General features: G+C 74.1%; 22 protein-coding genes. 10 read left to right on the forward strand and 12 right to left on the reverse strand.

Annotation, left to right across the window (positions count from 1 at the left end):
- Positions 1-3 precede the first annotated feature (3 nt).
- The 7 genes from ACN27A_RS22930 to ACN27A_RS22960 all read right to left on the reverse strand — a co-directional run bounded on the left by ACN27A_RS22930 (position 4) and on the right by ACN27A_RS22960 (position 7,438).
- Positions 4-618, reverse strand: a complete 615-nt coding sequence (locus tag ACN27A_RS22930) for a DedA family protein (RefSeq protein ID WP_421456761.1) — start codon at positions 616-618, stop codon at positions 4-6.
- A gap of 253 nt (positions 619-871) precedes the next feature.
- Complete coding sequence (locus ACN27A_RS22935) at positions 872-2,137, reverse strand: adenylosuccinate synthetase (protein WP_421456763.1); 1,266 nt, start codon at positions 2,135-2,137, stop codon at positions 872-874.
- A gap of 76 nt (positions 2,138-2,213) precedes the next feature.
- Entirely contained in the window at positions 2,214-3,173 is a 960-nt protein-coding gene (locus tag ACN27A_RS22940) for a hypothetical protein (protein WP_421456765.1), read from the reverse strand.
- Between the two features lie 9 nt (positions 3,174-3,182).
- Positions 3,183-4,157, reverse strand: coding sequence for a J domain-containing protein (locus ACN27A_RS22945; RefSeq protein WP_421456767.1), 975 nt, complete (start codon positions 4,155-4,157; stop codon positions 3,183-3,185).
- Positions 4,154-4,909: an NUDIX hydrolase gene (locus ACN27A_RS22950; RefSeq protein WP_311412109.1), complete on the reverse strand. Its 756-nt coding sequence runs from the start codon at positions 4,907-4,909 to the stop codon at positions 4,154-4,156. Before ACN27A_RS22950 ends, ACN27A_RS22945 begins: the two co-directional genes overlap by 4 nt.
- A gap of 103 nt (positions 4,910-5,012) precedes the next feature.
- Positions 5,013-5,837, reverse strand: a complete 825-nt coding sequence (locus ACN27A_RS22955) for a MaoC/PaaZ C-terminal domain-containing protein (protein ID WP_421458566.1) — start codon at positions 5,835-5,837, stop codon at positions 5,013-5,015.
- 245 nt (positions 5,838-6,082) lie between these two features.
- Entirely contained in the window at positions 6,083-7,438 is a 1,356-nt protein-coding gene (locus ACN27A_RS22960; RefSeq protein WP_421456768.1) for a 3-oxoacyl-ACP reductase, read from the reverse strand.
- Positions 7,439-7,493: 55 nt separating this feature from the next.
- On the opposite strand from ACN27A_RS22960, the gene ACN27A_RS22965 reads away from it, so the two are divergent.
- The 3 genes from ACN27A_RS22965 (at position 7,494) to ACN27A_RS22975 (ending at position 10,162) form a co-directional block, all read left to right on the forward strand.
- Positions 7,494-8,786 (forward strand): acetyl-CoA C-acetyltransferase, encoded by a 1,293-nt coding sequence (locus ACN27A_RS22965; protein WP_421456769.1) that lies wholly within the window; start codon positions 7,494-7,496, stop codon positions 8,784-8,786.
- Between the two features lie 90 nt (positions 8,787-8,876).
- The gene (locus ACN27A_RS22970; RefSeq protein ID WP_421456770.1) at positions 8,877-9,392 is read left to right on the forward strand and encodes a SigE family RNA polymerase sigma factor; all 516 of its coding nucleotides are present in this window, start codon (positions 8,877-8,879) and stop codon (positions 9,390-9,392) included.
- Positions 9,389-10,162, forward strand: coding sequence for a hypothetical protein (locus ACN27A_RS22975; RefSeq protein WP_421456771.1), 774 nt, complete (start codon positions 9,389-9,391; stop codon positions 10,160-10,162). The genes ACN27A_RS22970 and ACN27A_RS22975 overlap by 4 nt, the downstream gene beginning before the upstream one ends.
- A 111-nt stretch (positions 10,163-10,273) precedes the next feature.
- On the opposite strand, the gene ACN27A_RS22980 is transcribed toward ACN27A_RS22975, so the two are convergent.
- Positions 10,274-10,558 (reverse strand): PIN domain-containing protein, encoded by a 285-nt coding sequence (locus tag ACN27A_RS22980; protein WP_421458567.1) that lies wholly within the window; start codon positions 10,556-10,558, stop codon positions 10,274-10,276.
- On the reverse strand, positions 10,555-11,295 hold the full coding sequence (locus ACN27A_RS22985) for an SDR family NAD(P)-dependent oxidoreductase (protein ID WP_421456772.1): 741 nt from the start codon (positions 11,293-11,295) through the stop codon (positions 10,555-10,557). The genes ACN27A_RS22980 and ACN27A_RS22985 overlap by 4 nt, the downstream gene beginning before the upstream one ends.
- Positions 11,296-11,393: 98 nt before the next feature.
- Between ACN27A_RS22985 and purB the strand changes: the two genes are divergently transcribed.
- Positions 11,394-12,818, forward strand: a complete 1,425-nt coding sequence (gene purB / locus ACN27A_RS22990; RefSeq protein ID WP_421456773.1) for an adenylosuccinate lyase — start codon at positions 11,394-11,396, stop codon at positions 12,816-12,818.
- Between the two features lie 236 nt (positions 12,819-13,054).
- Here the strand turns inward: purB and ACN27A_RS22995 are convergent, their stop codons facing one another.
- Together ACN27A_RS22995 and ACN27A_RS23000 are read right to left on the reverse strand one after the other, a co-directional pair.
- On the reverse strand, positions 13,055-13,618 hold the full coding sequence (locus ACN27A_RS22995; RefSeq protein WP_421456774.1) for a YbjQ family protein: 564 nt from the start codon (positions 13,616-13,618) through the stop codon (positions 13,055-13,057).
- A gap of 24 nt (positions 13,619-13,642) precedes the next feature.
- Positions 13,643-14,326 (reverse strand): S1 family peptidase, encoded by a 684-nt coding sequence (locus ACN27A_RS23000; protein ID WP_421456775.1) that lies wholly within the window; start codon positions 14,324-14,326, stop codon positions 13,643-13,645.
- Between the two features lie 401 nt (positions 14,327-14,727).
- Between ACN27A_RS23000 and purS the strand changes: the two genes are divergently transcribed.
- The 4 genes from purS (at position 14,728) to ACN27A_RS23020 (ending at position 19,246) form a co-directional block, all read left to right on the forward strand.
- The gene (gene purS / locus ACN27A_RS23005) at positions 14,728-14,991 is read left to right on the forward strand and encodes a phosphoribosylformylglycinamidine synthase subunit PurS (RefSeq protein ID WP_121397234.1); all 264 of its coding nucleotides are present in this window, start codon (positions 14,728-14,730) and stop codon (positions 14,989-14,991) included.
- Positions 14,988-15,671, forward strand: coding sequence for a phosphoribosylformylglycinamidine synthase subunit PurQ (purQ, locus tag ACN27A_RS23010; RefSeq protein ID WP_421456776.1), 684 nt, complete (start codon positions 14,988-14,990; stop codon positions 15,669-15,671). Before purS ends, purQ begins: the two co-directional genes overlap by 4 nt.
- A 67-nt stretch (positions 15,672-15,738) precedes the next feature.
- Complete coding sequence (gene purL, locus ACN27A_RS23015) at positions 15,739-18,486, forward strand: phosphoribosylformylglycinamidine synthase subunit PurL (RefSeq protein WP_421456777.1); 2,748 nt, start codon at positions 15,739-15,741, stop codon at positions 18,484-18,486.
- A 4-nt stretch (positions 18,487-18,490) separates the two neighbouring features.
- Complete coding sequence (locus ACN27A_RS23020) at positions 18,491-19,246, forward strand: 2-phosphosulfolactate phosphatase (protein WP_421456778.1); 756 nt, start codon at positions 18,491-18,493, stop codon at positions 19,244-19,246.
- 118 nt (positions 19,247-19,364) lie between these two features.
- Here the strand turns inward: ACN27A_RS23020 and ACN27A_RS23025 are convergent, their stop codons facing one another.
- Positions 19,365-21,320, reverse strand: coding sequence for a hypothetical protein (locus ACN27A_RS23025; RefSeq protein ID WP_421456779.1), 1,956 nt, complete (start codon positions 21,318-21,320; stop codon positions 19,365-19,367).
- A gap of 160 nt (positions 21,321-21,480) precedes the next feature.
- On the opposite strand from ACN27A_RS23025, the gene ACN27A_RS23030 reads away from it, so the two are divergent.
- Complete coding sequence (locus ACN27A_RS23030) at positions 21,481-21,834, forward strand: sterol carrier family protein (protein WP_421456780.1); 354 nt, start codon at positions 21,481-21,483, stop codon at positions 21,832-21,834.
- A 171-nt stretch (positions 21,835-22,005) separates the two neighbouring features.
- Complete coding sequence (purF, locus tag ACN27A_RS23035) at positions 22,006-23,544, forward strand: amidophosphoribosyltransferase (protein ID WP_421456781.1); 1,539 nt, start codon at positions 22,006-22,008, stop codon at positions 23,542-23,544.
- The last annotated feature ends 6 nt before the right edge of the window (positions 23,545-23,550 follow it).

The following is a 23,550-nucleotide window of genomic DNA, read 5'->3' on the forward strand; positions in this document are numbered from 1 at the left end:
GTTTCAGCGGCGAGACGTGGCGCGGCGTCTGCGGCGGCGTAGCCAGCGGGCGGACTCCAGCAGCAGGGTGACCGCCAGCGAGAGGCCCACGCCGGCGAGGATGCCCTTGACCGGGTCGCGTTCGAAGGCCAGCCCGCCGAAGTAGCCGAGCAGGGTGCAGTAGAGCGCCCAGCTCACCGCCGCGATGGCGTCGAAGAGCAGGAACGACCGGAGCGGGTAGCGGACCGCGCCCATGGTGAGGGTGACCGCCGTCCGGCCGCCGGGGACGTACCGGGACGTGGTCAGGATCAGCCCGCCGCGCCGGTGCACCGCCCGCCGGGCCCACTCGGAGCTGGCCCGGCGCCGGCTGCCGTCCGGGAAGCGGGCGAGCCGGCTCGCGCCGCCGCCGCGCCCGATGGCGTACGAGACGTGGTCGCCGACGCACGCGCCCAGTGCGGCGGCGGCGATCACCCCCACCAGGTCGGGGTTGCCGCCGGTGGCGAGCACCGCGGCGGTGATCACGGCCGTCTCGCCGGGTACGGCGGGGAAGAACGCGTCGACCGCGGTGAGCCCGAAGATCAGCAGGTACACCCACGGTGAGGCGACCAGCTGTCGGAGCAGGTCGAGCACGGACTCCATGCCTCCATGCTCGCCGCCCGACATTCCCCCGGTCCCCGACTCCCAGATCCCGCTCCCCCCCCCCGGCCCCCCCGGCCCCCCCGGCCCCCCGCCCCCGGCCCTCCCCGCCCCTCGCCCTCGCGTCCACCCTGGGCGTCGATCTTGCAGTTGTGGTCCGGGCAAACTTCGCAAGACTCGCATCGGGAGGGCGGAAAGTGCAAGATCGACGCCTATGGCGGGTGGGCGGGCGGGTGCCTCATGGCGGGTGAGGGGGTCAGGGGGTGGTGAGGAGGGAGGGTGAGGACAGGAGCGGGCCGTGTGGGGCCTTGTCGTTGGCGGTGGGGCCGTGGGAGGTGAGCACCACCGGCGCGGCCAGCTCCGTGGCCACCGCCTCCACCCAGTCGGGCGGGGCGTCGTCGTACACCGGGCGGGCGCGCAGCAGGCGGGCGGTGAGCGCGGCCTGCCGGTCCAGGTCGCCGGGCGGGCCCGGGGTGAGCCGGTCGGTGGTGTCGTAGCGGCGGCAGATCCGCAGCCCGGGACCGGCGAGGTCGAGGTGGGTGAGCGCCAGGCCGTCGACCCCGCCGGCCGCGGCGAGGGCGTACCGGTGGGCGACCGCGTCGAAGTGGCCGAACCGGAACCGGCCCTGCCACGGGTTCGTCGGGTTGTGCGGGTCGGCCAGCGGCAGGGCCGGGTCCTCGGTCACCAGCGGGCCGGGCCCGTGCCGGGTGGTGACCACGCGCAGCACCCCGATCCGGGTGACGTCGCCGGGCCGGCCCGCCTCGGCGAGCAGGCCGTCGACGTTGGCGAAGGTGGTGGTGCTCCACGTCGTGTACGGGTGGAAGCCGTGCCACTCGTCGAGCAGCACCCCCTGCGCGCCCTCGAAGACGCAGGTGCCGGCCCGCAGCGCCCCGGCCAGCCAGCTCCGGTCGACGATCGCGACCCGCCCGGCGAAGCCGGCGAACGCGGGCAGGCAGTCGTCGACGGGCGGGGCGTCCAGCGGGCCCAGCTCGGCGGTCAGCCGGTCCCGCAGGGCGGTCAGCCGCCGCAGCAGCAGCCCCGGGTCGCGACAGTCGGCGACCCGGGGCGCCTCGTCGGGGTGGGCGAGACCGTACGCGACGGTCTCGCCCACGCCCAGCCCGCAGGAGCCGTGCCGGTCGGCTCCCCGGGCGATCTCCCGGGCCCGGTTCGCGGCCCGGTGGTACGGGGTGGCGAGCAGCGCCTCCCCGTCGACGGTCAGCCGGTCGAGCGCGTCGGGCACCCCGACAGAGGCGAGGTGGTCGGCCTCGGCGGCCAGCGCCAGCGGGTCCACCACCACGTGCCGCGACAGGTGCGTACGGACGCCGGGGTGGAACGTGCCGGCGCCGAACTGCGCGAACGTGTGGTGCCGGCCGTCGCGCAGCACGACGTTGTGCGCCGCCTGCGCGCCTCCGTTGAAGCGGACCACCGTGTGCACGGGCCGGGTGGCGCAGAGCCAGTCCACGACCGTGCCCTTGCCGGCGTCGCCGTAGCCGAGGTCCACCACCGCGACGTGCCGGCTCACCGGACCTCCCCGCCGCCGCAACCGGAGCCCGCGCCGCAGCGGCAGCCGGAGCCGCCGCCGACCGCCGTCACGTGGTTCACAGCCGGGTCACCTCGCCGCCGGTGTCGCGGAACGCGGGCAGCGTCGACACCTCGGCGCGCCGCCCCCCGCGCAGGCGGGCCAGCGCCTTGGAGACGGTGCCGGTGGCGCCCGAGCCGGCCCGGTCGAGGTCGCGCAGGCCCTCGTCCAGGTCGATGGCCTGCTCGCCGAGCCCGACGGTGAGCGCGATCGTCTCGCAGACCGCGTCGAGGTCGTCCAGCACGACGGCGTTCTGCCCGAGCAGGTCCCGCCAGAAGTCGAGCACCTTGGCGTTGCCGGAGTAGTGGCTGCCGGCGGGGAGCAGGTAGTAGGTGTCCCAGCGGCGGGTCAGCTCGTCGACGACGTGCCGCAGCGGCACGTCCTCGCGCAGGTCGTCGCCGATGACGCGGGCCACCTCCCGGGCCTTCACCTGCGGGTACGCCAGCTCGTCGCCGATGATGAACAGGTAGCCGCGCCGGCCGCGCTTCTCCCAGGAGTCGGTCACGGTGTGCCGGGCCATGAAGTACATGGCCAGCTCGTACGACTCGGTCATCTGCCCGCCGCCGCCGCCCTCCAGCACGATCCGGCCGAGGTCGTCGTCCATCCGGTTGTCCGACTCGAACTGGCCGACCTGCAACGGCACCCGATCGCAGGTGGCGTCGCCGATCGCGCCGAACATGATCTGCGGGTCGCTGGCGTAGCCCTGCCGTTGCAGCAGCCCGAGCAGCTGCGGCAGCTTGGTCTGCAGGACGCGCGGCACGTTGCGCATCGAGCCGGTGACGTCGAAGAGCACCGCGATGGGTGTCGAGCGGGGGTGCTCGTCGGAGTCGCGGCTCTCGCGCGTCGCGTCGCGCGGGTCGAGGGCGGGGTGCACCTTGCGCGCACCGCTGTCGCTGTAGGAGAACGCGCTCTTGCCGGTCTTCCGGCGGTAGCGGTCGGCGGCGTCGTACACGTCGGTGGACCACATTCCACTGCCCATGACAGCTCCCTAGGGGTTGAGGGTGAAGGGTCGGAAGGTGCGTGGCCCGTAGAGCCGGTCCAGCACCTCGTCCAGTTCGCGCAGCAGCCGCCACGCGTCGTCGGGCCGGGCGTCCAGGGCCCGCTGGCGGCAGCCCCGCGCGAAGGCGTCCAGCTCGCGGGGCGCGCGTGGCCCCATCAGCCAGCTCATGCAGAGGCTGGCCATGGCGATGTCGGTGCCCGGCCCGCAGGGCCGCTTCCGGGGAATCTCCTCGGGGTACCAGTTCGCGTCGTAGCCGGGCACCAGCGCGGGGATCGTGCCGCCGACGGGGGCGGAGAAGCACCAGTCGACAAGCGCCACGCCGTGCGCCTCCGGCTCGATCAGCACGTGCGGCGGCAGGACCGCGCCGTGCACGACGCCCGCCTGGTGGGCCAGGCCGAGCGCCACCAGCAGCCGGCGCCACATCCAGGCCACGTCGCGGCCGTCCAGCCCGTCCGGGTACGCGCGCCGGACCTCGTCGAGGTCGTGCAGGCCGGGCGCGGTGGCGAGCACGTTGATCCGCCGTTCGGCGCCGGTGGCGGCGTCGAGGTGCCGGAATTCCTCGACCAGCCGGGGCACGTACGGCAGGTAGCGCGGGTCGCCGCGCTCGGCGATGGTGCGCAGGGCGTGCGCCTCGCGGGCCATCAGGTCGTTGTCGGTGGGTCGCCGGGGCAGCTTGAGCAGCCGGTCGGCCCCGACGTCGTAGAGGTCCGCCAGGTCGCCCGAGTGGGCCGGCGTGCCGAGTCGGTAGTCGCCGAGGACGGTGACCTGCCGGGCGCGCCAGCGGGTGGTGACCTGGACGAACGCGTCGGTGGCCTCGGCGCGTACCGCCGGGTCGGCCGGCAGGCGGTCGGGGTGCAGGGCCGCGACCAGCTCGCGGTAGCGCCGGGCCGGCTGGTCCGTGCCGAACAGCTCGGCGTCGGTGCGGGCCGCCGCGACCAGGCGGATGGCTTCGGTGGTCCTCATCGGACCGTCTCCTCCCGGGCGGGGCGCAGCAGCGCCGGGTGCAGCAGCCGGGCGTCGCCGGCCCGGTAGAGCTTGGCGCGGGGGCCGCCCCGGGCGCCGCCGCGCTCGGTGCTGGTGCCGGTGCTCTCCACGAAGCCCGGCACCGAGAGCACCTTGCGATGGAAGTTGCCGGCGTGCAGCGGGTGGCCCCAGACCGTCTCGTAGACGGCGCGCAGCTCGCTGATCGTGAACTCGCCGGCGAGGAAGCGCGTGGCGAGCGGGGTGTATTCCAGCTTGGACCGGGCCCGCTCCAGCGCGTCGTCGATGATCCGGCCGTGGTCGAAGGCGAGCTGCCGGTTGGCCAGCGCGGTCACCGGCAGCCAGCCGGCCTCGTCGGCGTCGGTGCCGGCGGCCGGGTCGGGCAGGTCGGGGGCGAACGCGAGGTGGGCGACCGAGACGACGCGCATGCGCGGGTCGCGGTCGGGGGTGCCGTAGCTGCCCAACTGCTCCAGGTGTACGCGGCGCAGTCCCTCGCCACCGAGCCCGGTCTCCTCGGCCAGCTCCCGTCGGGCGCCGGCGGTGAGGTCCTCGTCGGGGCGGACGAAGCCGCCGGGCAGCGCCCACCGCCCCTCGAAGGGCGGCTGGCCGCGCCGGATCAGCAGCAGGTGCAGCGCGCCGTCCCGGATGGTCAGCGCCACCACGTCGACGGTCACGGCGACCGACGGGTAGGCCCCGGGGTCGTACGCGGCCAGGAAGTCCTGCTCGTCAACCATGTCTCTCTCATTCTGAGAACATCTCGATCTGAGAAGAACTTAGCGCACGAGAACGCCCCTGCCAAGTCCCGGACGGAACTCGGCAGGGGCGTATCCGGGCGCCTCAGCGCACGAGGCCCGCCAGGTGCGGCCGGCCGCGCGAGTCGTGCAGGGCGAACCCGCCGTCCGGCAGCAGGCCGAAGCTCACCGTGCTCGGCAGCGGCACCGGCAGCTTGAAGGCCACCTCGACCGTGTAGGCGTCCGGCAGCCGGTTCTCCAGCGCGGCCAGGCAGCGGGCCTTGCTCCACATCCCGTGCGCGATCGGCCGGGGGAAGCCGAACAGCCGCGCGCCGAGGCGGGAGGTGTGGATCGGGTTGTGGTCGCCGGAGACCCGCGCGTAGTCCGTACCGACGCGGGGATCGACCCGCCAGCGGGCCGAGCCGGCCGGCGTCGCGGGCCGCCCGGCCTGCTCGCGCCGCCCGCCGCCGCCCCGCTTGCCCTCCCTGCCGAGGTACGTCGACACGCCGCGCCAGACCTCCGTCCCGTCGACCGAGCCGACCAGCACCACGTCGACCTGCCGCCCCCGGTCGTGCGGGCGCAGGTTCTCGGCGTACGCGCGGAAGTCGAGGGTCTCGTCGGCGGTGACCGGGCGGTGCACGGTGATCCGGTTGCCGACGTGCACCACGCCGGTCAGCGGAATGGGGAACTCCGGCGCGGTCATCAGCCGCAGCGCCAGCGGGAAGCCCATGACGTGCGGGAACGTCGCGGGCAGCCGGTCGGTGAGCCGGAACCCGCAGACCCGGTCGTAGTCGGCGAGGTGCGTCCGGTCGACGGCGATCCCGCCGACGGCCAGCTCGACCGCCGGGACGCCCGCCGACCGCCGCCCGCCGGCGAGGCCGGGCAGCGCGCCGAGCAGCGCCCGCCGGTAGAGCGCCCCGGCCGCCGGCATCCGGGGCAGCTCGACGCGCTGCCGGGCACCCGTTCCGGCCGGGCCCCCGCCCGAGAGGTCCCGCGTCGCCTCGGCGGCGGAGGCGGCGAGGTCGTGCGTCTCTTCGAGGCTCAGGTCGTGGCCGGACGCCGCCGGCCCGCGGATCGCGTCCAGGGTGTCCTGCGACAGGATCTCGGTCGGGCCGTCGATCAGCTCGTGCACCGACAGGTCGTCCGGGTCCGGCGCCGGTTGTCCTCTCCTCGCCATCACGCCCCCAGCAGGCTCTGGCCGCAGACCCGGACGACGTTGCCGCTGACCGCGCCGGAGGCCGGCCACGCCAGCCAGCCGATGGTCTCGGCGACGTCCACCGGCAGCCCCCCCTGGGACATGCTGTTCATCCGCCGGCCCGCCTCACGGATCACCAGCGGGATGCGCGCGGTCAGCCGGGTCTCGATGAAACCGGGGGCGACCGCGTTGACGCTGATCTGCCGTTCACGCAGCGCCGGGGCGAGCGACTCGACGAGCCCGATCACGCCCGCCTTGCTGGTGGCGTAGTTGGTCTGGCCCCGGTTGCCGGCGATGCCGGCGATCGAGGAGACCGAGACGATCCGGCCGCCGGCCGGAATCAGCTCCCGCTCCAGCAGCACGTCGTTGATCCGCTCCTGGCTGGAGAGGTTGACGTCGAGCACCGAGTCCCACCGGTCGGCGTCCATCCGGCCGAGGGTCTTGTCGCGGGTGATCCCGGCGTTGTGCACGACCACGTCGACCCGCCCGTGCCGCTCGGCCAGGTGCTCGGCGAGCCGCTGCGGGGCGTCGGGGGCGGTCAGGTCGAGCTGGACGGCGGTGCCGCCGATCTCGTTGGCGACCGCCGCCAGCTCGTCTCCGGCCGCCGGGATGTCCAGCGCGACGACCCGGGCGCCGTCGCGGGCCAGCACCCGGGCCAGCGCCGCGCCGATGCCCCGGGCCGCCCCGGTGACCAGGACTACCTGCCCGTCCAGCGGGCGGTCCCAGTCGGCCGGCGTCCCGGCCGTGCCGGCGCCGACCCGGACCACCTGCCCGGAGACGTACGCGGACCGGCCGGAGAGCAGGAACCGCAGGGTCGCCTCCAGGCTCGTCCAGGTGCCGGCGTCCGGTTCCTTCGTGGCGTACACGAGCTGGGCGGTGACGCCTCGGCCGAACTCCTTGCCGATGCTGCGGGTCAGCCCCTCCAGGGCCCGCTGGGCGGTCGCCTCCCGGGGGGAGCCGCACTCCTCGGGCGGGGTGCCGAGCACGACGACCCGGCCGCTGGGCAGCACCGACCGGGCACGCGGGTGGAAGAAGTCGTACAACTGGCGCAGCTCCGTGGATTCGGTGATGCCGGTGGCGTCGTACACCAGGGCGGCGAAGCGCTCGGTGGACTCCACGGCGCCCGGATCGCGCAGCTCGACCCCGGCGGCGGTCAGGACCTTGCCGGCCCGCTCGGCGAGCCGGCCGCCCGTCGCGGCGCCCAGCAGGACGGGGCCGGGCACGATGGGACCGCCGGGGGTGTGCCGGCGCAGTCGCGGCGGGTCGGGCAGCCCGAGGCGCTTGACCAGCGTGCGGCCGGCCCCCGATCGGACGAAGCTCGCGTACCTGTCGGTCATAGGCGTAGCCTACTGGCGAGTAGGTTGAGGGCAAGTCTTTCGAGGAGGCGGGATCGTGCAGAGCATCCGGCGGGTGGCGGTCATCGGCGGCAACCGCATCCCCTTCGCGCGGTCCAACTCGCGGTACGCCAGCGCGTCGAACGCCGACATGCTGGGCGCCGCGCTGGACGGGCTCGTCGCCCGGTTCGGCCTGGCCGGCCAGCGCGTCGGTGAGGTGGTGGCCGGCGCGGTGCTCAAGCACGCGAAGGACTTCAACCTGACCCGCGAGGTGGTGCTCGGCTCGAAGCTCGACCCGCACACCCCCGCGTACGACATCCAGCAGGCCTGCGGCACGGGGCTGGAGGCGGCCATCCTGGTCGCCAACAAGATCGCCCTCGGGCAGATCGACGTCGGCATCGCCGGCGGCGTGGACACCACCTCCGACGCGCCGCTCGCCGTCAACGAGGAGATGCGCCGTACGCTGCTCCGGCTCAACAGCGCCCGCACCCTCGGCGAGCGGCTGAAGATCGCCGCGAAGCTGCGCCCCACCCAGCCGTTCAAGCCGGAGATCCCGCGCAACGCGGAGCCGCGTACCGGGCTGTCGATGGGGGAGCACGCCGCCCGCACGGCGCTGCGCTGGCAGGTCGACCGGCAGGCCCAGGACGAGCTGGCGCTGCGCTCGCACCAGCGGCTCGCCGCCGCGTACGACCGGGGGTTCTTCGACGACCTGCTGACCCCCTACCTCGGGCTGACCCGCGATGCGAACCTGCGCCCCGACACCAGCCTGGAGAAGCTCGGCGCGCTGAAGCCGGTCTTCGGCGCGAAGGGGCCCGACGCCGGGGCGGCGACCATGACGGCCGGCAACTCGTCGCCGCTGACCGACGGCGCCTCGACGGTGCTGCTGGCCAGCGAGGAGTGGGCCCGCGCGCACAGCCTGCCCGTGCTGGCGTGGTTCTCCTGGTCGGAGACCGCCGCCGTCGACTTCGTGCACGGCGACGAGGGGCTGCTGATGGCCCCCGCGTACGCGGTGCCCCGGATGCTGACCCGGGCCGGGTTGACGCTCCAGGACTTCGACTTCTACGAGATCCACGAGGCGTTCGCCTCGCAGGTGCTGGCGACCCTCGCCGCCTGGGAGTCCCCGGAGTTCTGCAAGGACCGGCTGGGCCTGGACGCCCCGCTCGGCGCCGTCGACCGGGAGAAGCTGAACGTCAACGGCTCGTCGCTGGCGGCCGGGCACCCGTTCGCGGCCACCGGCGGCCGGATCGTGGCGACCCTGGCGAAGCTGCTCGCCGAGAAGGGCGCCGGCCGGGGCCTGATCTCCATCTGCGCCGCCGGCGGCCAGGGCGTGACCGCGATCCTGGAGCGCTGAGCCGGGCACCTGATCCGCAGACGCGGGGCCGGGCAACCCGCCCGGCCCCGCGCTCCGTCCCCTGGGCATGAGGCGACGAAGGCGGAACGCGTGAGGTCGGCCGACGAGGACGAGTACCGGCAGTTCGTCGAGGCCCGGCTGGAGCATCTGCGCCGCACGGCGTACCTGCTCTGCCGGGACTGGCACACCGCCGACGACCTCGTCTCCATCACCCTGGGCAAGCTCTACCGGGCCTGGACCCGGGTCCGCGCGGCGGAGAACGTCGACGCCTACGTCCGGCAGGTGCTCACGCGCGCCTGGCTGGACGAGCGACGGCGGCCGTGGCGGCGTGAACGCAGCACCGACGAGGTCCCCGACGACGCCGCGCCGGACACCGAGCCCGACCTGGCGGACCGGGAGCTGCTCCTCGACCTGCTCGGGAAGCTGCCCGAGCGGCGGCGCGCCGTGCTGGTGCTGCGCTACTACTGCGACCTCTCCGTGGAGGAGACCGCGCAGATCCTCGGCGTCACCACCGGCACGGTGAAGAGCCAGGCCGCCAGAGCGCTGGAATCGCTACGCCTGCTGGCCGCTGACCAGCCGGCCCTGAGCACGGGGAGGTTCGCGTGACGTACCGGGAGATCTTCGACGCGGCGATCGGCGACGCGCCGCCCTCCTCGATCGACCTGGACCGGGTGATCCTGCGGCAGCGCCGGCTGGTCCGCACCCGCCGGCTCGGGGCGTACGCCTCGGCGGCCGGCGGGGTGCTGGCGCTGGTGCTGGGCGCGGGCCTGGTGGTCGACCGCCCGGACATGCAGCCGGCGGCCTCGGCATCCGCCTCGCGCCCCCCGTACCGCAAGAGCAACCAGTTCCTGCCCTCGGAGGCGGCCGAGCGCTACCAGAACGGACTGGCGGCGGCCCTCGGCGCGCGGGCGTCCGGCGTCCGGTGGGTGCCACTGACCGCGGTAGGTCGCGGCGCCCTCCCGACGGCACCGGCCGGCGACGCGCCGGTCGGGGGCGCGTACGAGGACTACCAGAACGTCGGTTTCTCGGTGCACGTCTATCCGGTCGACCCCGCCGGCGCGTTCAGCAACGAGGTGTCCGCCCTGGCCCAGGCCGAGCCACAGCCGAGAGTGAATCACGACGTCATGGACTGCGCGAAGCAGACCGTGGACTTGTGCGATCTCTCCGCGGGGCCGGACGGCGCGCGCGTCCGGGAGATCGCAATCGTCCTTAGTGACGGGCGGGGGGGCGTTCTCCACTCCCGGCAGGTCGACGTCCTGCACCGTGACGGCACCTGGATCAGGATCTCGCTGCACAGCGCCGACGGGCGGTTCGTGCTCACCCCGCAGCAGCTCCGGGACCTCGCCCTCGATCCGGCCGCCCGCCCCACCTGGTGACCCGGGCCCGCCGAGGACGGGCGGCGTTGCCGGGCAGCCGGTCGCGACCCTCCAGGCGGGCAGTCCTTTCTGACGGTCTCTGCGTCCCGGGGCACGAGTCGGCCCCGGGACCTACTTGATCGTGCCCGCCGGGGCGAGCCATCGCACGGGCTGACCGGTGACCTCGGCGATCTGGTCGAAGTCACGGTCGTAGTGCAGCAGGGAGAGGTCCTGGTACTTGGCCGTCGCCGCGATCAGCAGATCGACGGCGCCGGCAGACCGGTGGGTACCCCGAGCGGTGGGCTGCCTTTGGATCTCGGCCGCCCGCGCGCACGCCGCGGCCTCGATCCGGCCGGACCGGCAGATGGGGCAGGACCACGCCGTTCGTCCGGGTCTCGCATCCGGCTGTCGGATCAGGCGGTGGCGCCGCCGTCGATGGCGATCGACGCGCCGGTGATGTGCCGGCCGCCCTCGCCCACCAGGTGGCTGACCGTCGCCGCCACGTCCTCCGGCGTGCCGTAGCGGCCGAGGGCGATGTGTGACCGCTGGGCGTCCGCGCCGGCGCTGTCCGCGCGGTTCATGTCGGTGTCGGTGGAACCGGGCAGGACCAGGTTGACGGTGATCCCGCGCGGGCCGAGTTCGCGGGCGAGCGCCCTGGTCAGGCCGTTGACGGCGGTCTTGGTCATGGCGTAGACGCTCACCCCGGGAGCCGGTACGCGGCTGGCGAAGCTGCTGCCGATGTTGACGATCCGCCCGCCGTCGCGCAGGTGGCGTACCGCCGCCTGGGTGGCGAGGAACACCCCGCGCACGTTGACGGCGATGGCCCGGTCGAGATCGTCGAGGCCGACCTGTCCGATCGGCCCGGACGAGAACACTCCGGCGTTGTTGACCAGGATGTCCAGCCGCCCCAGCTCGGCGACGGTCCGCTCGACCGCGTCGACGATCGCCGTACCGTCGGTGCTGTCGGCGCGGATCGCCAGGCCCGTGCGGCCGTACGACGTGATGTCGGCGACGACGGCCTTCGCGCTCTCCTCCGCGCTGCGGTAGGTGAACGCGACGTGGGCTCCGTCCTCGGCCAGCCGGCGTGCGACGGCGGCGCCGATGCCGCGGCTACCGCCGGTGACCAGGGCGACCCTGCCGGTTAGTCTGGACACTCTTCCTCATTCCCGTCAGTCGGCTCAGCAGGGTGATCACCATAGCCAGCCGGCAACCCTGCCGATGCGGTGCGGGCGGGTCCGGGAGAATGGGCGCCGTGACGACGATCCCGAACGTGCTCGCCAACCGGTACGCCTCGCCCGAACTGGTCGCCCTCTGGTCGCCGGAGGAGAAGATCCGGATGGAGCGGCGGCTCTGGCTCGCCGTGCTCCGGGCCCAGCGGGACCTCGGCATCGGAGTGCCCGACGGCGTGGTCGAGGCGTACGAGGGGGTGCTCGACCAGGTCGACCTGGCCTCGATCGCCGAGCGGGAGCGGGTCACCCGGCACGACGTGAAGGCCCGGATCGAGGAGTTCAGCGCGCTCGCCGGGCACGAGCACGTGCACAAGGGGATGACCTCCCGTGACCTCACGGAGAACGTCGAGCAGCTCCAGGTGCGCCGCTCGCTGGAGCTGATCCGGGACCGGGTGGTCGCCACCCTGGCCCGGCTGTCCCGGCTCGCCGTCGAGCACTCCGACCTGGTCATGACCGGCCGCTCGCACAACGTCGCGGCGCAGGCCACCACGCTGGGCAAGCGCTTCGCGTCGGCCGCGGAGGAGCTGCTCATCGCGTACGAGCGGCTGGACGACCTGATCAACTGGTACCCGCTGCGGGGCGTCAAGGGCCCCGTCGGCACCGCCGCCGACCAGCTCGACCTCTTCGACGGCGACGCCGACAAGGTGGCCGAGCTGGAGCGCCGGGTCGCCGGTCACCTCGGCTTCAGCCGGGTCCTCGACAGCGTCGGCCAGGTCTACCCGCGCTCGATCGACCTGGCGGTGCTCTCCGCGCTCGCCCAGATCGCCGCCGCCCCGTCGTCGCTGGCGACCACCATCCGGCTGATGGTCGGCCAGGAGCTGGCCACCGAGGGCTTCAAGCCGGGCCAGGTGGGCTCCAGCGCGATGCCACACAAGATGAACACCCGCTCCAGTGAGCGGGTCAACGGCTTCGCCGTGATCATCCGGGGCTACCTGTCGATGGTCGGCGAGCTGGCCGGCGACCAGTGGAACGAGGGGGACGTCTCCTGCTCGGTGGTCCGCCGGGTCGCCCTGCCGGACGCGTTCTTCGCCGCCGACGGGCTGTTCCAGACCTTCCTCACCGTGCTGGACGAGTTCGGCGCGTACCCGGCGGTCGTCAACCGGGAGCTGGAGCGCTTCCTGCCGTTCCTGGCCACCACGAAGATCCTGGTGGCGGCGGTCCGGCGCGGTGTCGGCCGGGAGGTCGCCCACGAGGCGATCAAGGAGCACGCGGTCGCGGTGGCCCTGGCCATGCGCGAGAAGGGCGCCGCCGAGAACGACCTCTTCGACCGCCTGGCGCAGGACGGCCGCCTCGGCCTGACCCGCGCCGAGATCGACACCCTCGTCGCCGACCGCACCGCCTTCGTCGGCGCCGCCCCGGCCCAGATCGAGGCGGTCGCCCGCCGCATCGCCACCGTAGTGGACGCCCACCCCCAGGCAGCCACCTACACCCCACCCCCCATCCTCTGACCCCCACCCCCACCCCCCCGGGGCCCCCTGTTCAAGCCCCGGTGATCATGAGGTTAGCGGCGGATTTTGAGATCAACTTCGCCGCTAACCTCATGATCACCGGGGCGGGCCGGCGGGCCGGCGGGCCGGCGGGCGGGCGGGCCGGCGGGCGGGCGGGCCGGCGGGCGGGCGGGCCGGCGGGCGGGCGGGCCGGCGGGCGGGCGGGCCGGCGGGCGGGGCCCGGGAGGGTGGGTGGGTCAGTCGCGGGTGGGGGTTTCGGCGGCCGAGCGGAGGTTGGGGGCGCTCGCCGGTTCGGCGATGCCACCCGGGGACTCGGCGAAGGAGGGGTCGTGCGCGGTCTCCGCGGCGACCAGCGGCTGGTCGGGCGGCATGACGTCGGGCATCTTGGGCGCCACGACCACGGCCGTGCCGTACGCGCAGATCTCCATCCACATCTCGCCGCAGTCGCGGCTGTCGAAGCGCATCCCCACCACGGCGTTCGCGCCGATGCGGCGGGCCTCCTCGCCGAGCCGGGCCACCGAGTCCGTACGCCACCGGGTGAGGTTGTCCGGGGCCATCGGGTCGTACGCGCCACCGCGCAGGTTCTTGACCCCCTCGCGGTACGGGTTCCGCGTCCTGGCCATCGATGACACCACTTCGCCGAGGATCTGGCGGATCTCGTACCCGGGTAGTTGCTCCGTCGTCACGACCAGCACGTTTCCGATGCTCTCAGGGTTGCGCGCACCCGATCGTGAGCCGTGTTCACCTGATCGGATGCTGCAAAACGGCGCGGCGCGGACGGCCGGCGCGCTGCCGACCATCCGCGCCCGGCGCGGTGCTAACCGTCAGACACCGGCAGTCTGGGTGATCCAGGCCCGGTTGTACGCGACGCTGCCGTAGTTCTGGATGCTCTGGCCGTCGGCGGTGGAGGCGACGCCGACCTGCGCGCCGTTGTAGAACTGCGGGCCGCCCGAGTCGCCCCGCCAGGCGTTGCCGTTGATCCGGGTGCTCCGGATCGCCTGCCCGCCGTACGCGTCGGTGGCGCTGTTGCTGGTCACCCGGACCGACGCGGTCTTCAGCTGGGTCGACGCGGAGCAGCCGCTGTAGCAGGTCATGCCCCAGCCGTAGATCGAGTTGGTCGAGTTGAGCGGCGGGTTGCTGTTGGCGAGCGTGACGTACGAGGTGCTCACCGAGCTGGACAGGCGCAGCAGGGCCAGGTCGTACCGGCTGTAGCTGGCGCTGACGGTGCGGGTCTGACCGCCGGAGGAGCGGTAGACGCTGCCGACGCGGACGGACATCGTGCCGTTCACGCAGTGCCGCGCGGTGAGCACCCACTGCGGCGCGATGATGGTGCCGGAGCAGGTGAACGAGCCGTTGCTGAGCACGGCGGCGGCCCACGGGGCCGACGAGACGGTGCTGCCGCCGATGATCGGCTGCGGGCCGGCCGGGGCGGCGAGGGCGCCGGAGCTGGCGCCGAGCAGGCCGGCCGCTGCGGTGGCCAGCACCGCGACCATGGATCGGATGCGCATGGGGGCTCCTTCGGGGTGGGGCCCGGGTTCACCGGGTCGAGCTGTCGGCCGGCGGGCGGGGTGGCCCGACGGTCGATCGACGTACGACGATGTACGGTAGGGCCCCTGAGATGTCGTTCACAAGAGATCCATCGGAAATGATGGATGAGACGGTATGGCGGGCGGGGCGGCGGGCGGCCTCGGGCGGCCCGGCGGAGCGGGGCGAAACGGGCCGGTCGGCAACGGATGGGCATCGGGATCGCAACGAACCCGCATCGGTCCCCGGGCCCCGCGCCGGGAATGTCGATCACCGCCTGAACTGCGTCCGGCCGGTGCGTCCGGGGCGGTATCTGCCAGGTAGGCTGGCTGCGCTCGCCCGTTGTGGGTAGGCACCCAACTGCGTACACAGTCAGGAGTGCCCAGTGCCTCGCGTCGTCGTCGACGTCATGCTCAAGCCCGAGATCCTCGATCCCCAGGGCCAGGCCGTCGCAAACGCGCTGCCCCGGCTCGGCGTCAGCGACGTCGCCTCGGTTCGGATCGGCAGGCGGATCGAGATCGAATTCACCGGTGAACCGGACCTGGACCGGGCCCGGGAGATCGCCGACAAGCTGCTCGCCAACCCGGTCATCGAGGACTTCACGGTCCGCGTGGCCGAGGCCGACGAGACCGTGGACGCACGCTCGTGACCGCCCGGGTGGGTGTGGTCACCTTCCCCGGCTCGCTCGACGACGGGGACGCGGCCCGGGCCGTCCGGATCGCGGGCGCCGAACCGGTCCGCCTCTGGCACGGCGACCCGCAGCTGCACGGGGTGGACGCCGTCGTCCTGCCCGGTGGCTTCTCCTACGGCGACTACCTGCGCTGCGGCGCCATCGCCCGGTTCGCCCCGGTGATGGGGACGATCGTGGACGCGGCCCGGGGCGGCCTGCCCGTGCTCGGCATCTGCAACGGCTTCCAGATCCTCTGCGAGGCCCACCTGCTGCCCGGCGCGCTCACCCGCAACCAGCACCTGCACTTCCGCAACCGCGACCAGGTCCTGCGCGTCGAGTCGGTCGGCACCGCGTGGACCAACGCGTTCCAGCCCGGCCAGGAGGTGCTGATCCCGGTCAAGAACGGCGAGGGCTGCTACGTCGCCGACACCGCGACGCTGGACCAGCTCGAAGCCGAGGGCCGGGTGGTCGCCCGCTACGTCGGCGGCAACCCCAACGGGTCGCAGCGCGACATCGCCGCGATCACGAACCCCGCCGGCAACGTGGTCGGCATCATGCCGCATCCCGAGCACGCGGTGGAGGCGCTCACGGGCCCCTCCCTGGACGGTCTCGGCTTCTTCACCTCGGTGCTCAAGCACCTGGTGGGGACGCCGGCGTGACCGTGCGCGGCATCATCGGTCGGCTCACCCGCCCGTCGGGCGGACGCGAGCGCAGCGAGGAGACGTCATGACCACCCATCCGGACGAGCTGCGGGACAACCCGGAGACCTTCCCGGCCGCCCCGGCGCAGCCGGTGGAGCCGCGTCCGGCCGGCGTCGTGCCGCCGGCCGGGCGTCCCGGGCCGGCGACCGCCGACTGGGCCGAGGGACTGGACACCGTGCCGCGCGCCGGGGACACCCCCGGTGAGCTCCAGCCGTACGCCGAGCTGGGGCTCCGCGACGACGAGTACGAGCGGATCCGGCACATCCTCGACCGGCGGCCCACCCAGGCCGAGCTGGCCATGTACTCGATCATGTGGAGCGAGCACTGCTCCTACAAGTCGAGCAAGGTGCACCTGCGGCAGTTCGGCGAGAAGGCCCCGCCAAGCGACCGGCTGCTCGCCGGCATCGGCGAGAACGCCGGCGTCGTGCAGGTCTCCGACGAGCTGGCGGTGACCTTCAAGGTCGAGTCGCACAACCACCCGAGCTTCGTCGAGCCCTACCAGGGCGCGGCCACCGGCGTCGGCGGCATCGTGCGGGACATCCTCGCCATGGGCGCCCGCCCGGTCGCGGTGATGGACCCGCTGCGCTTCGGCGCCGCCGACCACCCCGACACCGCCCGGGTGCTGCCCGGCGTGGTCGCCGGCGTGGGCGGCTACGGCAACTGCCTGGGTCTGCCGAACATCGGCGGCGAGGTCGTCTTCGACCCCTGCTACCAGGGCAACCCGCTGGTCAACGCGCTCTGCCTCGGGGTGCTGCCGGTCGACCGGCTCCAGAACAAGGCCGCCGCCGGCCCGGGCAACGTCGTCGTGCTGATGGGCGCCAGGACCGGCCGGGACGGCATCGGCGGCGTGTCGGTGCTGGCCAGCGCCACCTTCGACGAGGGCAGCGAGAAGCGCCGCCCGTCGGTGCAGGTCGGCGACCCGTTCATGGAGAAGCTGCTCATCGAGGCCTGCCTGGAGCTCTACGACGCCCGGCTGGTCGTCGGCATCCAGGACCTCGGCGGCGCCGGCCTGACCTGCGCGCTGACCGAGACCGCCGCGGCGGCCGGCACCGGCATGCGGGTCTGGCTGGAGCGCGTGCCGCTGCGCGAGGCCTCGATGGAGCCGCACGAGATCCTGGCCAGCGAGTCCCAGGAGCGGATGCTGCTGGTCGTCGAGCCGGAGAAGCTCGAAGCGGTGCTCAAGACCGCCGAGAAGTGGGGCGTCTGGGCCACCGCCATCGGCGAGGTCACCCCGCCGGCGCCGGACGGCCAGCCGGGCCGGCTGCTGATCACCTGGCACGACCAGCTCGTGGTGGACGTGCCGCCGGGCTCGCTGGTCGACGACGGTCCCGTCTACGCCCGCCCGATGCGCGAGCCGGCCGACCTGATCCTGCTCCAGGCCGACCGCGCGGAGACGCTGCCCCGACCGGCCGACCCGGACGCGCTGCGCGAGACCGTGCTGCGCATGATCGCCTCGCCCAACCTGGCCGACAAGACCTGGGTCACCGAGCAGTACGACCGCTACGTGCTGGGCAACACCGTGCTCGCCCAGCCGGAGGACTCCGGCGTGATCCGGATCGACGAGCGGACCGGGCTGGGCGTGGCGCTGTCGGTGGACGGCAACGGCCGGTACGCGCGGCTCGACCCGTACCACGGCACGAAGCTCGCGCTGGCGGAGGCGTACCGGAACGTGGCCGTCACCGGCGCGAAGCCGATCGCCGTCACCAACTGCCTCAACTTCGGCTCGCCGGAGGACCCGGGCGTGATGTGGCAGTTCGCCGAGGCCGTCCGCGGCCTGGCGGACGGCTGCGCCGAGCTGGGCATCCCGGTCACCGGCGGCAACGTCAGCTTCTACAACCAGACCGGCGCGGCGCCGATCCACCCGACCCCGGTGGTCGGTGTGCTCGGCGTGCTCGACGACGTGTCCGACCGGGTGCCGATGGGCTTCGTGCCCCGGCCGGGCGGCGACCACGACCAGATCTTCCTGCTCGGCGAGACGCACGTGGAGCTCTCCGGCTCGGAGTGGGCCTGGGTCACCCACGAGCACCTCGGCGGCGTACCCCCGCAGGTCGACCTGGCCCGCGAGCGGCTCCTGGCCGACCTGCTGGCGGAGGCCGCGCGGGTCGGGCACCTGAGCGCCGCGCACGACCTCTCCGACGGCGGCCTCGCGCAAAGCCTGGTGGAGTCCTGCCTGCGGCGCGGCGTCGGCGCCCGGATCGCCGTGCCGGAGCGGTTCGACGGCGGCTCGATGCCGTTCGTCTACCTGTTCAGCGAGTCCGCCGGCCGGGCCCTGGTGTCGGTGCCGCGCGGCCACGAGAAGGCGTTCACCGCCCTCTGCGCCGAGCGCGGCGTGCCGTTCGAGGTGATCGGCGTCACCGACCCGACCGGCGGTGCGCTGGAGGTGCACGGCCAGTTCCGCATCGGCCTGGACGAGCTGCGCGCCGCGCACAGTGAGACGCTGCCGCGCCTCTTCGGGGGCGCGGGGGTCGTCGAGGTGCCCGCGCCGGCCACCGGTGTGGCGGGAGCCGTCGAGGCCGTGCCGCTGCCCGTCGCCGAATCGGCCGGCGTGGAGCCGGTGGACCCGTCGGCCGTCGTGAGCGAGCCGATCGCGTCGGCCGGGCCGGTCCCGTCGACCGGTGCCGTCGAGCCGGTGGCCCCGGCCGAGGCGGCAGCCCCGGCGGAGGCCGTCGCGCCCGACCCGGAGCCGTCGGCAGCCGAGGCCGCCGACCGGCCGGCCGAGGCGGGCGGGGCGTCGGCTCCCGAGCCCGGCGACACCGAGCCCGGTCAGCGCTGAGGCGGTGGCTGCGGCCGTCCACGTCCAACCCGGTTCAGGCGCCCGCTTCGACTGGGGGTTGACGGGGGCGGCCGAGCTGGGCCGGGTGTGCGCGGTGCTGGTGGTGGTGGACGTGCTGTCGTTCACCACCGCCGTGGACGTCGCGGTCGGGCGCGGCATGCGGGTGCACCCGTTCCCGTGGGGCGAGCAGGCCGCCGACTACGCACGGCGCGTCGGCGCGGTCGCGGCGGTGGGCCGCCGACAGACGACCCCGGAACACCCGTGGTCGCTCTCGTCGGCGGCGCTGACCACCGCGCCGGTCGTCGCCGACCTCGTGCTGCCGTCGCCGAACGGGTCGGCCATCAGCGCGGCGGCCAGCGCCACCGGACTGCCGGTGGTCGCGGCCTGCCTGCGCAACGCGCAAGCCGTCGGCCGTTGGCTCGACCAGCAGGGGTACGGCTCGACGGACGCGCCGATCGGCGTGATCGCCTCGGGCGAGCGCTGGCCGGACGGCTCCCTGCGCCCCTGTGTGGAGGACCAGCTCGGGGCGGCCTGCGTGCTGGACGCCCTGTCGGGTGTGCCCGGTGGCCTCTCCGTGGAGGCGGCCATGGCCCTCGCCGCGCTCGCCAGCACCCCCGACGTGCCCGCCGCGGTCTGCGGCAGCGTGTCCGGCCGCGAGCTCATCGAGGGCGGCTTCGCCGCTGACGTGGAGGTCGCCGTCCGGGTCGGCGTCTCGGCCGTGATCCCGCTGCTGCGGCAGGGCGTCTTCTCCGCCGCCTGACCTCCCCGCGACCGCGCGTCCGACCCGGTCGGGGCGGGCCCGGAACGGCGGCGAGGGCCGCCCGGAGATCCGGACGGCCCTCGCCGTGGTGCTGTCGTCGGGGCCGGCCCCGAGGGGGTCAGTCGTCCAGCCAGTCCAGCCGGCGGCCACCCCGGTCCTGCTGCGGTGGGCCGTCCGGGCGACCGCGACCGGTCTGCGGGTCGTCGTAGCCGCCCGGCTGGCCGTAGCCACCCTGGCCGTAGCCGTCGCGGTCCTCGTAGCCGCCGCGCTGCTGCGGGGGCTCCTGACCGTAGCCGCCCTGACCGTAGCCACCCTGGCCGTAGCCGCCCTGGTTGTCGTACGAGGTGGGCTGGTCGTAGCCGCCCGACTGGCCGTAGCCGCCGCGTGGCGCGGTGGGCTCCTGACCGCCGTAGCCGCCGGACTGCCCGTAGCCGCCCCGCTCGTAGCCGCCGCCCGGCTGGTCGTAACCGCCGGTCTGCTCGCCGCCCCGGCCGTACGCGCCCGGGCCGGACTGGCCGTAGCCCTGACCCTGCTCCGGCTGGTAGACGCCGGTGGCGTAGGGGTCGGCCGGGGCCGGGTACTGGGTGGCGTCGCCGGTGTAGCGGCCGGTCGGCTCGTCGTACCGCTCGCCGTGGCCCCGGCCGCCGCCCGCTGGCGGGTAGCCCGCGGCTCCCGCCGTGCCGGCCGCACCTGCCGGAGCGCCGTAGTCGTTGCTGCCGTAGCCGCCGCCCGAGGCGGGCGCGTTGCCGTAGCCGCTCCCCGACGAGGGCGCGTTGCCGTAGCCGCCGCCGGAGGCGGGCGCGTTGCCGTAGCCGGCACCGCCGTAGCCACCCGCGCCGGCCGGCTCGTCGCCGTAGCCGCTGCCGCCCCAGCCCTGCTGGTTGCCCGCCGCGCCGTAGGGCTGCGGGGGAGCGCCGTACGGGTCCGGCGGCACGTCGTCGACCACGGGGCGGTGCATCATCGTCGGGGCGTCGCTGAGCGCGGCGCCGCCCACCATCGTCGGATCTGGCGTGGTGCCGACCCGGTTGACCACCCGGGTCTGGTCGTCCGCGCCCCGGAACGCCCCACGGGCCGCCGGGACCGCACCGGCCGCGGCGCCCGCCGGGGCGTCGTCGTCGGCTTCGTCGCCGTTGTCCTTGCGCCGCATCAGGAGCAGCACGATGGTGCCGACGCCGGCGGCGACGAGCAGGCCGCCGAGCAGGATGATCAGCCAGGAGCCCATTCCGCCGGAGTCCTCGTTGCTGGCGTTGGCCGCCGCGCCCGGGGTCGCCTCGGTGCTCTCCTCGGGCGTCTCCTCGACGGGCTCGTCGGAGGGGAGCGGCTCCTCGCTGGCCGACGGGGTGGGGCTCGGAGTCGTCTCGACCTTGATCGCCAGCGCGATGCGCTGGCCGGTGACGCTCTGCCCGGCGGACGCGTCGAAGCTCTTGGTGGCGTAGACCTCACCGACGCTGGCACCGATGGCGAGCCGGCCGGGCGCGATCGGCTTCTCGCTGCTGCCGGAGAAGCGGAAGTTGCCGTCGTCGTCGCTGATCGTGTCGATCTTCTTGCCGGCGCCGTCCTGGAGCATGACCACGGCGTTCGGCACGGCCTTGCCGTTCGCCTGCACGACCACCTTGCCGGAGACCGATTTGACGGTCTGCGTCTGGGTCGGCTGGGACGGCTGGGCCCGGCCCTTGACGCCGAGCTGGAAGGTGGCGGTGCCGGCGCCGGACTTGTCGCCCTCGGCCGCCACCGTCACGGTGACGTTGGCGTCGCCGGCGTTGTCGCTGGCCCTGATCCGCAGCAGCTGCGACCTCGGCCGGTCGTTGTTGACGTTGATCTCTCCGCAGCCGCCCGCGCAGCTCACGCCGCCCGGCAGGCCGGCGAGGCTGATCTGGACCTTCTCGTCGCCTTCGCGGGGGGTCACCTGCACGGTGACGGCGGCGTCGCTGCCGGCGTTGACGGTGACCGAGCCGGGCGACACGGTGACGTCCGCGGCCAGGGCTGGTGTGGCGGGGGCGGCGAGCAGAGCGCCGACAACCAGCGCCACGACCACACCGGCCCGCTGCTTCCAGGCACGTCGGTGTGTTGACACGTCCACCGCCCTTCCGGACTGACTTCCCTCGGCGGCGGGGCGCCGGGCCGGGGATCATCACGGTACGAATACGCCGTCGGCAACTATGCCTTGTCTGACCGGATCGGCGCGACCCAGGGCCAGCGTCAGGCGCGGCGCGCTGAAGCCGTATCGTCCCGTCGTGTCCTCTCCGCACACTAAGTCCGCCGCGGTCGCGGCGGCGTTGTCGGCGCTCGACGAGGGGCGTACGCCCGAACGACCGGTCCTCCGGGAGGCGGTCCGTGCCCTGTTGACCGTCCTCGCGGAGCGCGCCCCCGGCCGATCGGTGGAGGTGCGTGTCCCACCTTACGGCGCAGTTCAGTGCGTTTCCGGCCCCCGACACACCCGTGGCACCCCCGCCAACGTCGTCGAGATGGAGCCCGAGACCTGGCTGGCGGTGGCCACCGGACGGCTCGACTGGGCCGACGCGATCACCCAGGGTCGCGTACGGGTGAGCGGAATCCGGGCGGATCTCTCCGCGCACCTGCCGCTCTAGCTGGGGCGATGCGCATCGACCGATCACACCTCGGAGCTGGATCGTGACTTTCTGTATCGACACGGATTCGCGTACACTGTCAGGCGACGACAGTGGTCCCGGCCGAGGAGTGCGGATCCGCCCCCCGCGTGATTCCGTAAGGCCGGTCCAGATCAGCATGAGGGAGCGCAGGTGCCCCGAGGCGACGGCCGGCTGAGCCACGACCTTGATCCCCAACGACCAGGCCCCCAGGACGCGTGCGGCGTCTTCGGCGTCTGGGCGCCCGGGGAGGAGGTCGCCAACCTGACCTACTTCGGGCTCTACGCCCTCCAGCACCGTGGCCAGGAGGCCGCGGGCATCGCGGTCAGCGACGGCTCGGGCGTCGTGGTCTACAAGGACCTCGGCCTGGTCGCCCAGGTCTTCGACGAGCCGACCCTGGCCAGCCTGCGCGGGCACGTGGCGATCGGGCACGCCCGCTACTCCACCACCGGCGGCTCGACGTGGGAGAACGCCCAGCCGACCATCCGGTCCACCACGTCCGGCACCACCATCGCGCTGGCCCACAACGGCAACCTGGTCAACACCGCGGAGCTCCAGCGCGAGGTCGCCGAGCGGGGCCTGGTCGCCGACGGCTCGACCAACGACACCTCCCTGGTGACGATGCTGCTGGCCAGCCGCCCGGACCTGTCGGTCGAGGCGGCGGCGCTGGAGGTGCTGCCGCAGCTGCGGGGCGCGTTCAGCTTCGTGTTCATGGACGAGTCGACCCTCTACGCGGCCCGCGACCCGCACGGCGTACGCCCGCTGGTGCTGGGCCGCCTGGAGCGCGGCTGGGTGGTGGCCAGCGAGACGGCCGCGCTGGACATCGTCGGCGCGAGCGTGGTCCGCGAGGTCGAGCCCGGCGAGCTGATCGCGATCGACGAGGACGGCCTGCGCTCCAGCCGGTTCGCCGCCCCGGAGCCCAAGGGCTGCCTCTTCGAATACGTCTACATCGCCCGCCCGGACGCCACCATCGCCGGCCGCAACGTGCACTCCGCCCGGGTGCAGATCGGCCGCCAGCTGGCCAAGGAGCACCCGGTCGAGGCCGACCTGGTCATCCCGGTCCCGGAGTCCGGCACCCCGGCCGCGATCGGCTACGCCGAGGAGTCGGGCATCACCTACGGCGCCGGCCTGATGAAGAACCCGTACGTCGGGCGCACCTTCATCCAGCCGTCACAGACGCTGCGTCAGCTCGGCATCCGGCTCAAGCTCAACCCGCTGCGGGAGAACGTCCGGGGCAAGCGGCTGGTCGTGGTCGACGACTCGATCGTGCGCGGCAACACCCAGCGGGCGATCGTGCGGATGCTGCGCGAGGCCGGCGCGCTGGAGGTGCACGTGCGCATCTCCTCGCCGCCGGTCAACTGGCCCTGCTTCTACGGCATCGACTTCGCCACCCGCGCCGAGCTGCTGGCCAACGGGCTGGACAACGACGGCATCCGGCGCTCCATCGGGGCGGACACGCTCGGCTACGTGTCGCTTCCGGGCCTGATCGCCGCCACCGAGCAGCCGAAGACCCGGCTGTGCCGTGCGTGCTTCGACGGGGAATACCCGATCGAGCTGCCCGCCGGCAACCTGATCGGCAAGCACGTGCTCGAGGGGGTGGGCCGGCGGGTCGCCGCGCAGGCGGCCGACACCCCGGAGCACACCGCCCCGCTCGTCGCCACTCCGGGCGGCGTGACCACACACCGCCCGTAGCACCAC

Source organism: Micromonospora sp. WMMD737 (genome assembly GCF_049179055.1).
Classification (GTDB): domain Bacteria; phylum Actinomycetota; class Actinomycetes; order Mycobacteriales; family Micromonosporaceae; genus Micromonospora; species Micromonospora reichwaldensis.

Bases quoted from the DNA above. Each gene is read 5' to 3' on its own strand.
- ACN27A_RS22930 (WP_421456761.1), bottom strand. From the start codon at position 618: ATGGAGTCCGTGCTCGACCTGCTCCGACAGCTGGTCGCCTCACCGTGG.
- ACN27A_RS22940 (WP_421456765.1), bottom strand. From the start codon at position 3,173: ATGGGCAGTGGAATGTGGTCCACCGACGTGTACGACGCCGCCGACCGC.
- ACN27A_RS22945 (WP_421456767.1), bottom strand. From the start codon at position 4,157: ATGAGGACCACCGAAGCCATCCGCCTGGTCGCGGCGGCCCGCACCGAC.
- ACN27A_RS22950 (WP_311412109.1), bottom strand. From the start codon at position 4,909: ATGGTTGACGAGCAGGACTTCCTGGCCGCGTACGACCCCGGGGCCTAC.
- ACN27A_RS22955 (WP_421458566.1), bottom strand. From the start codon at position 5,837: ATGCCGGCGGCCGGGGCGCTCTACCGGCGGGCGCTGCTCGGCGCGCTG.
- ACN27A_RS22960 (WP_421456768.1), bottom strand. From the start codon at position 7,438: ATGACCGACAGGTACGCGAGCTTCGTCCGATCGGGGGCCGGCCGCACG.
- ACN27A_RS22995 (WP_421456774.1), bottom strand. From the start codon at position 13,618: ATGGTCGGCAGCGCGCCGGCCGTCCGCGCCGCGCCGTTTTGCAGCATC.
- ACN27A_RS23000 (WP_421456775.1), bottom strand. From the start codon at position 14,326: ATGCGCATCCGATCCATGGTCGCGGTGCTGGCCACCGCAGCGGCCGGC.
- purL (WP_421456777.1), top strand. From the start codon at position 15,739: ATGACCACCCATCCGGACGAGCTGCGGGACAACCCGGAGACCTTCCCG.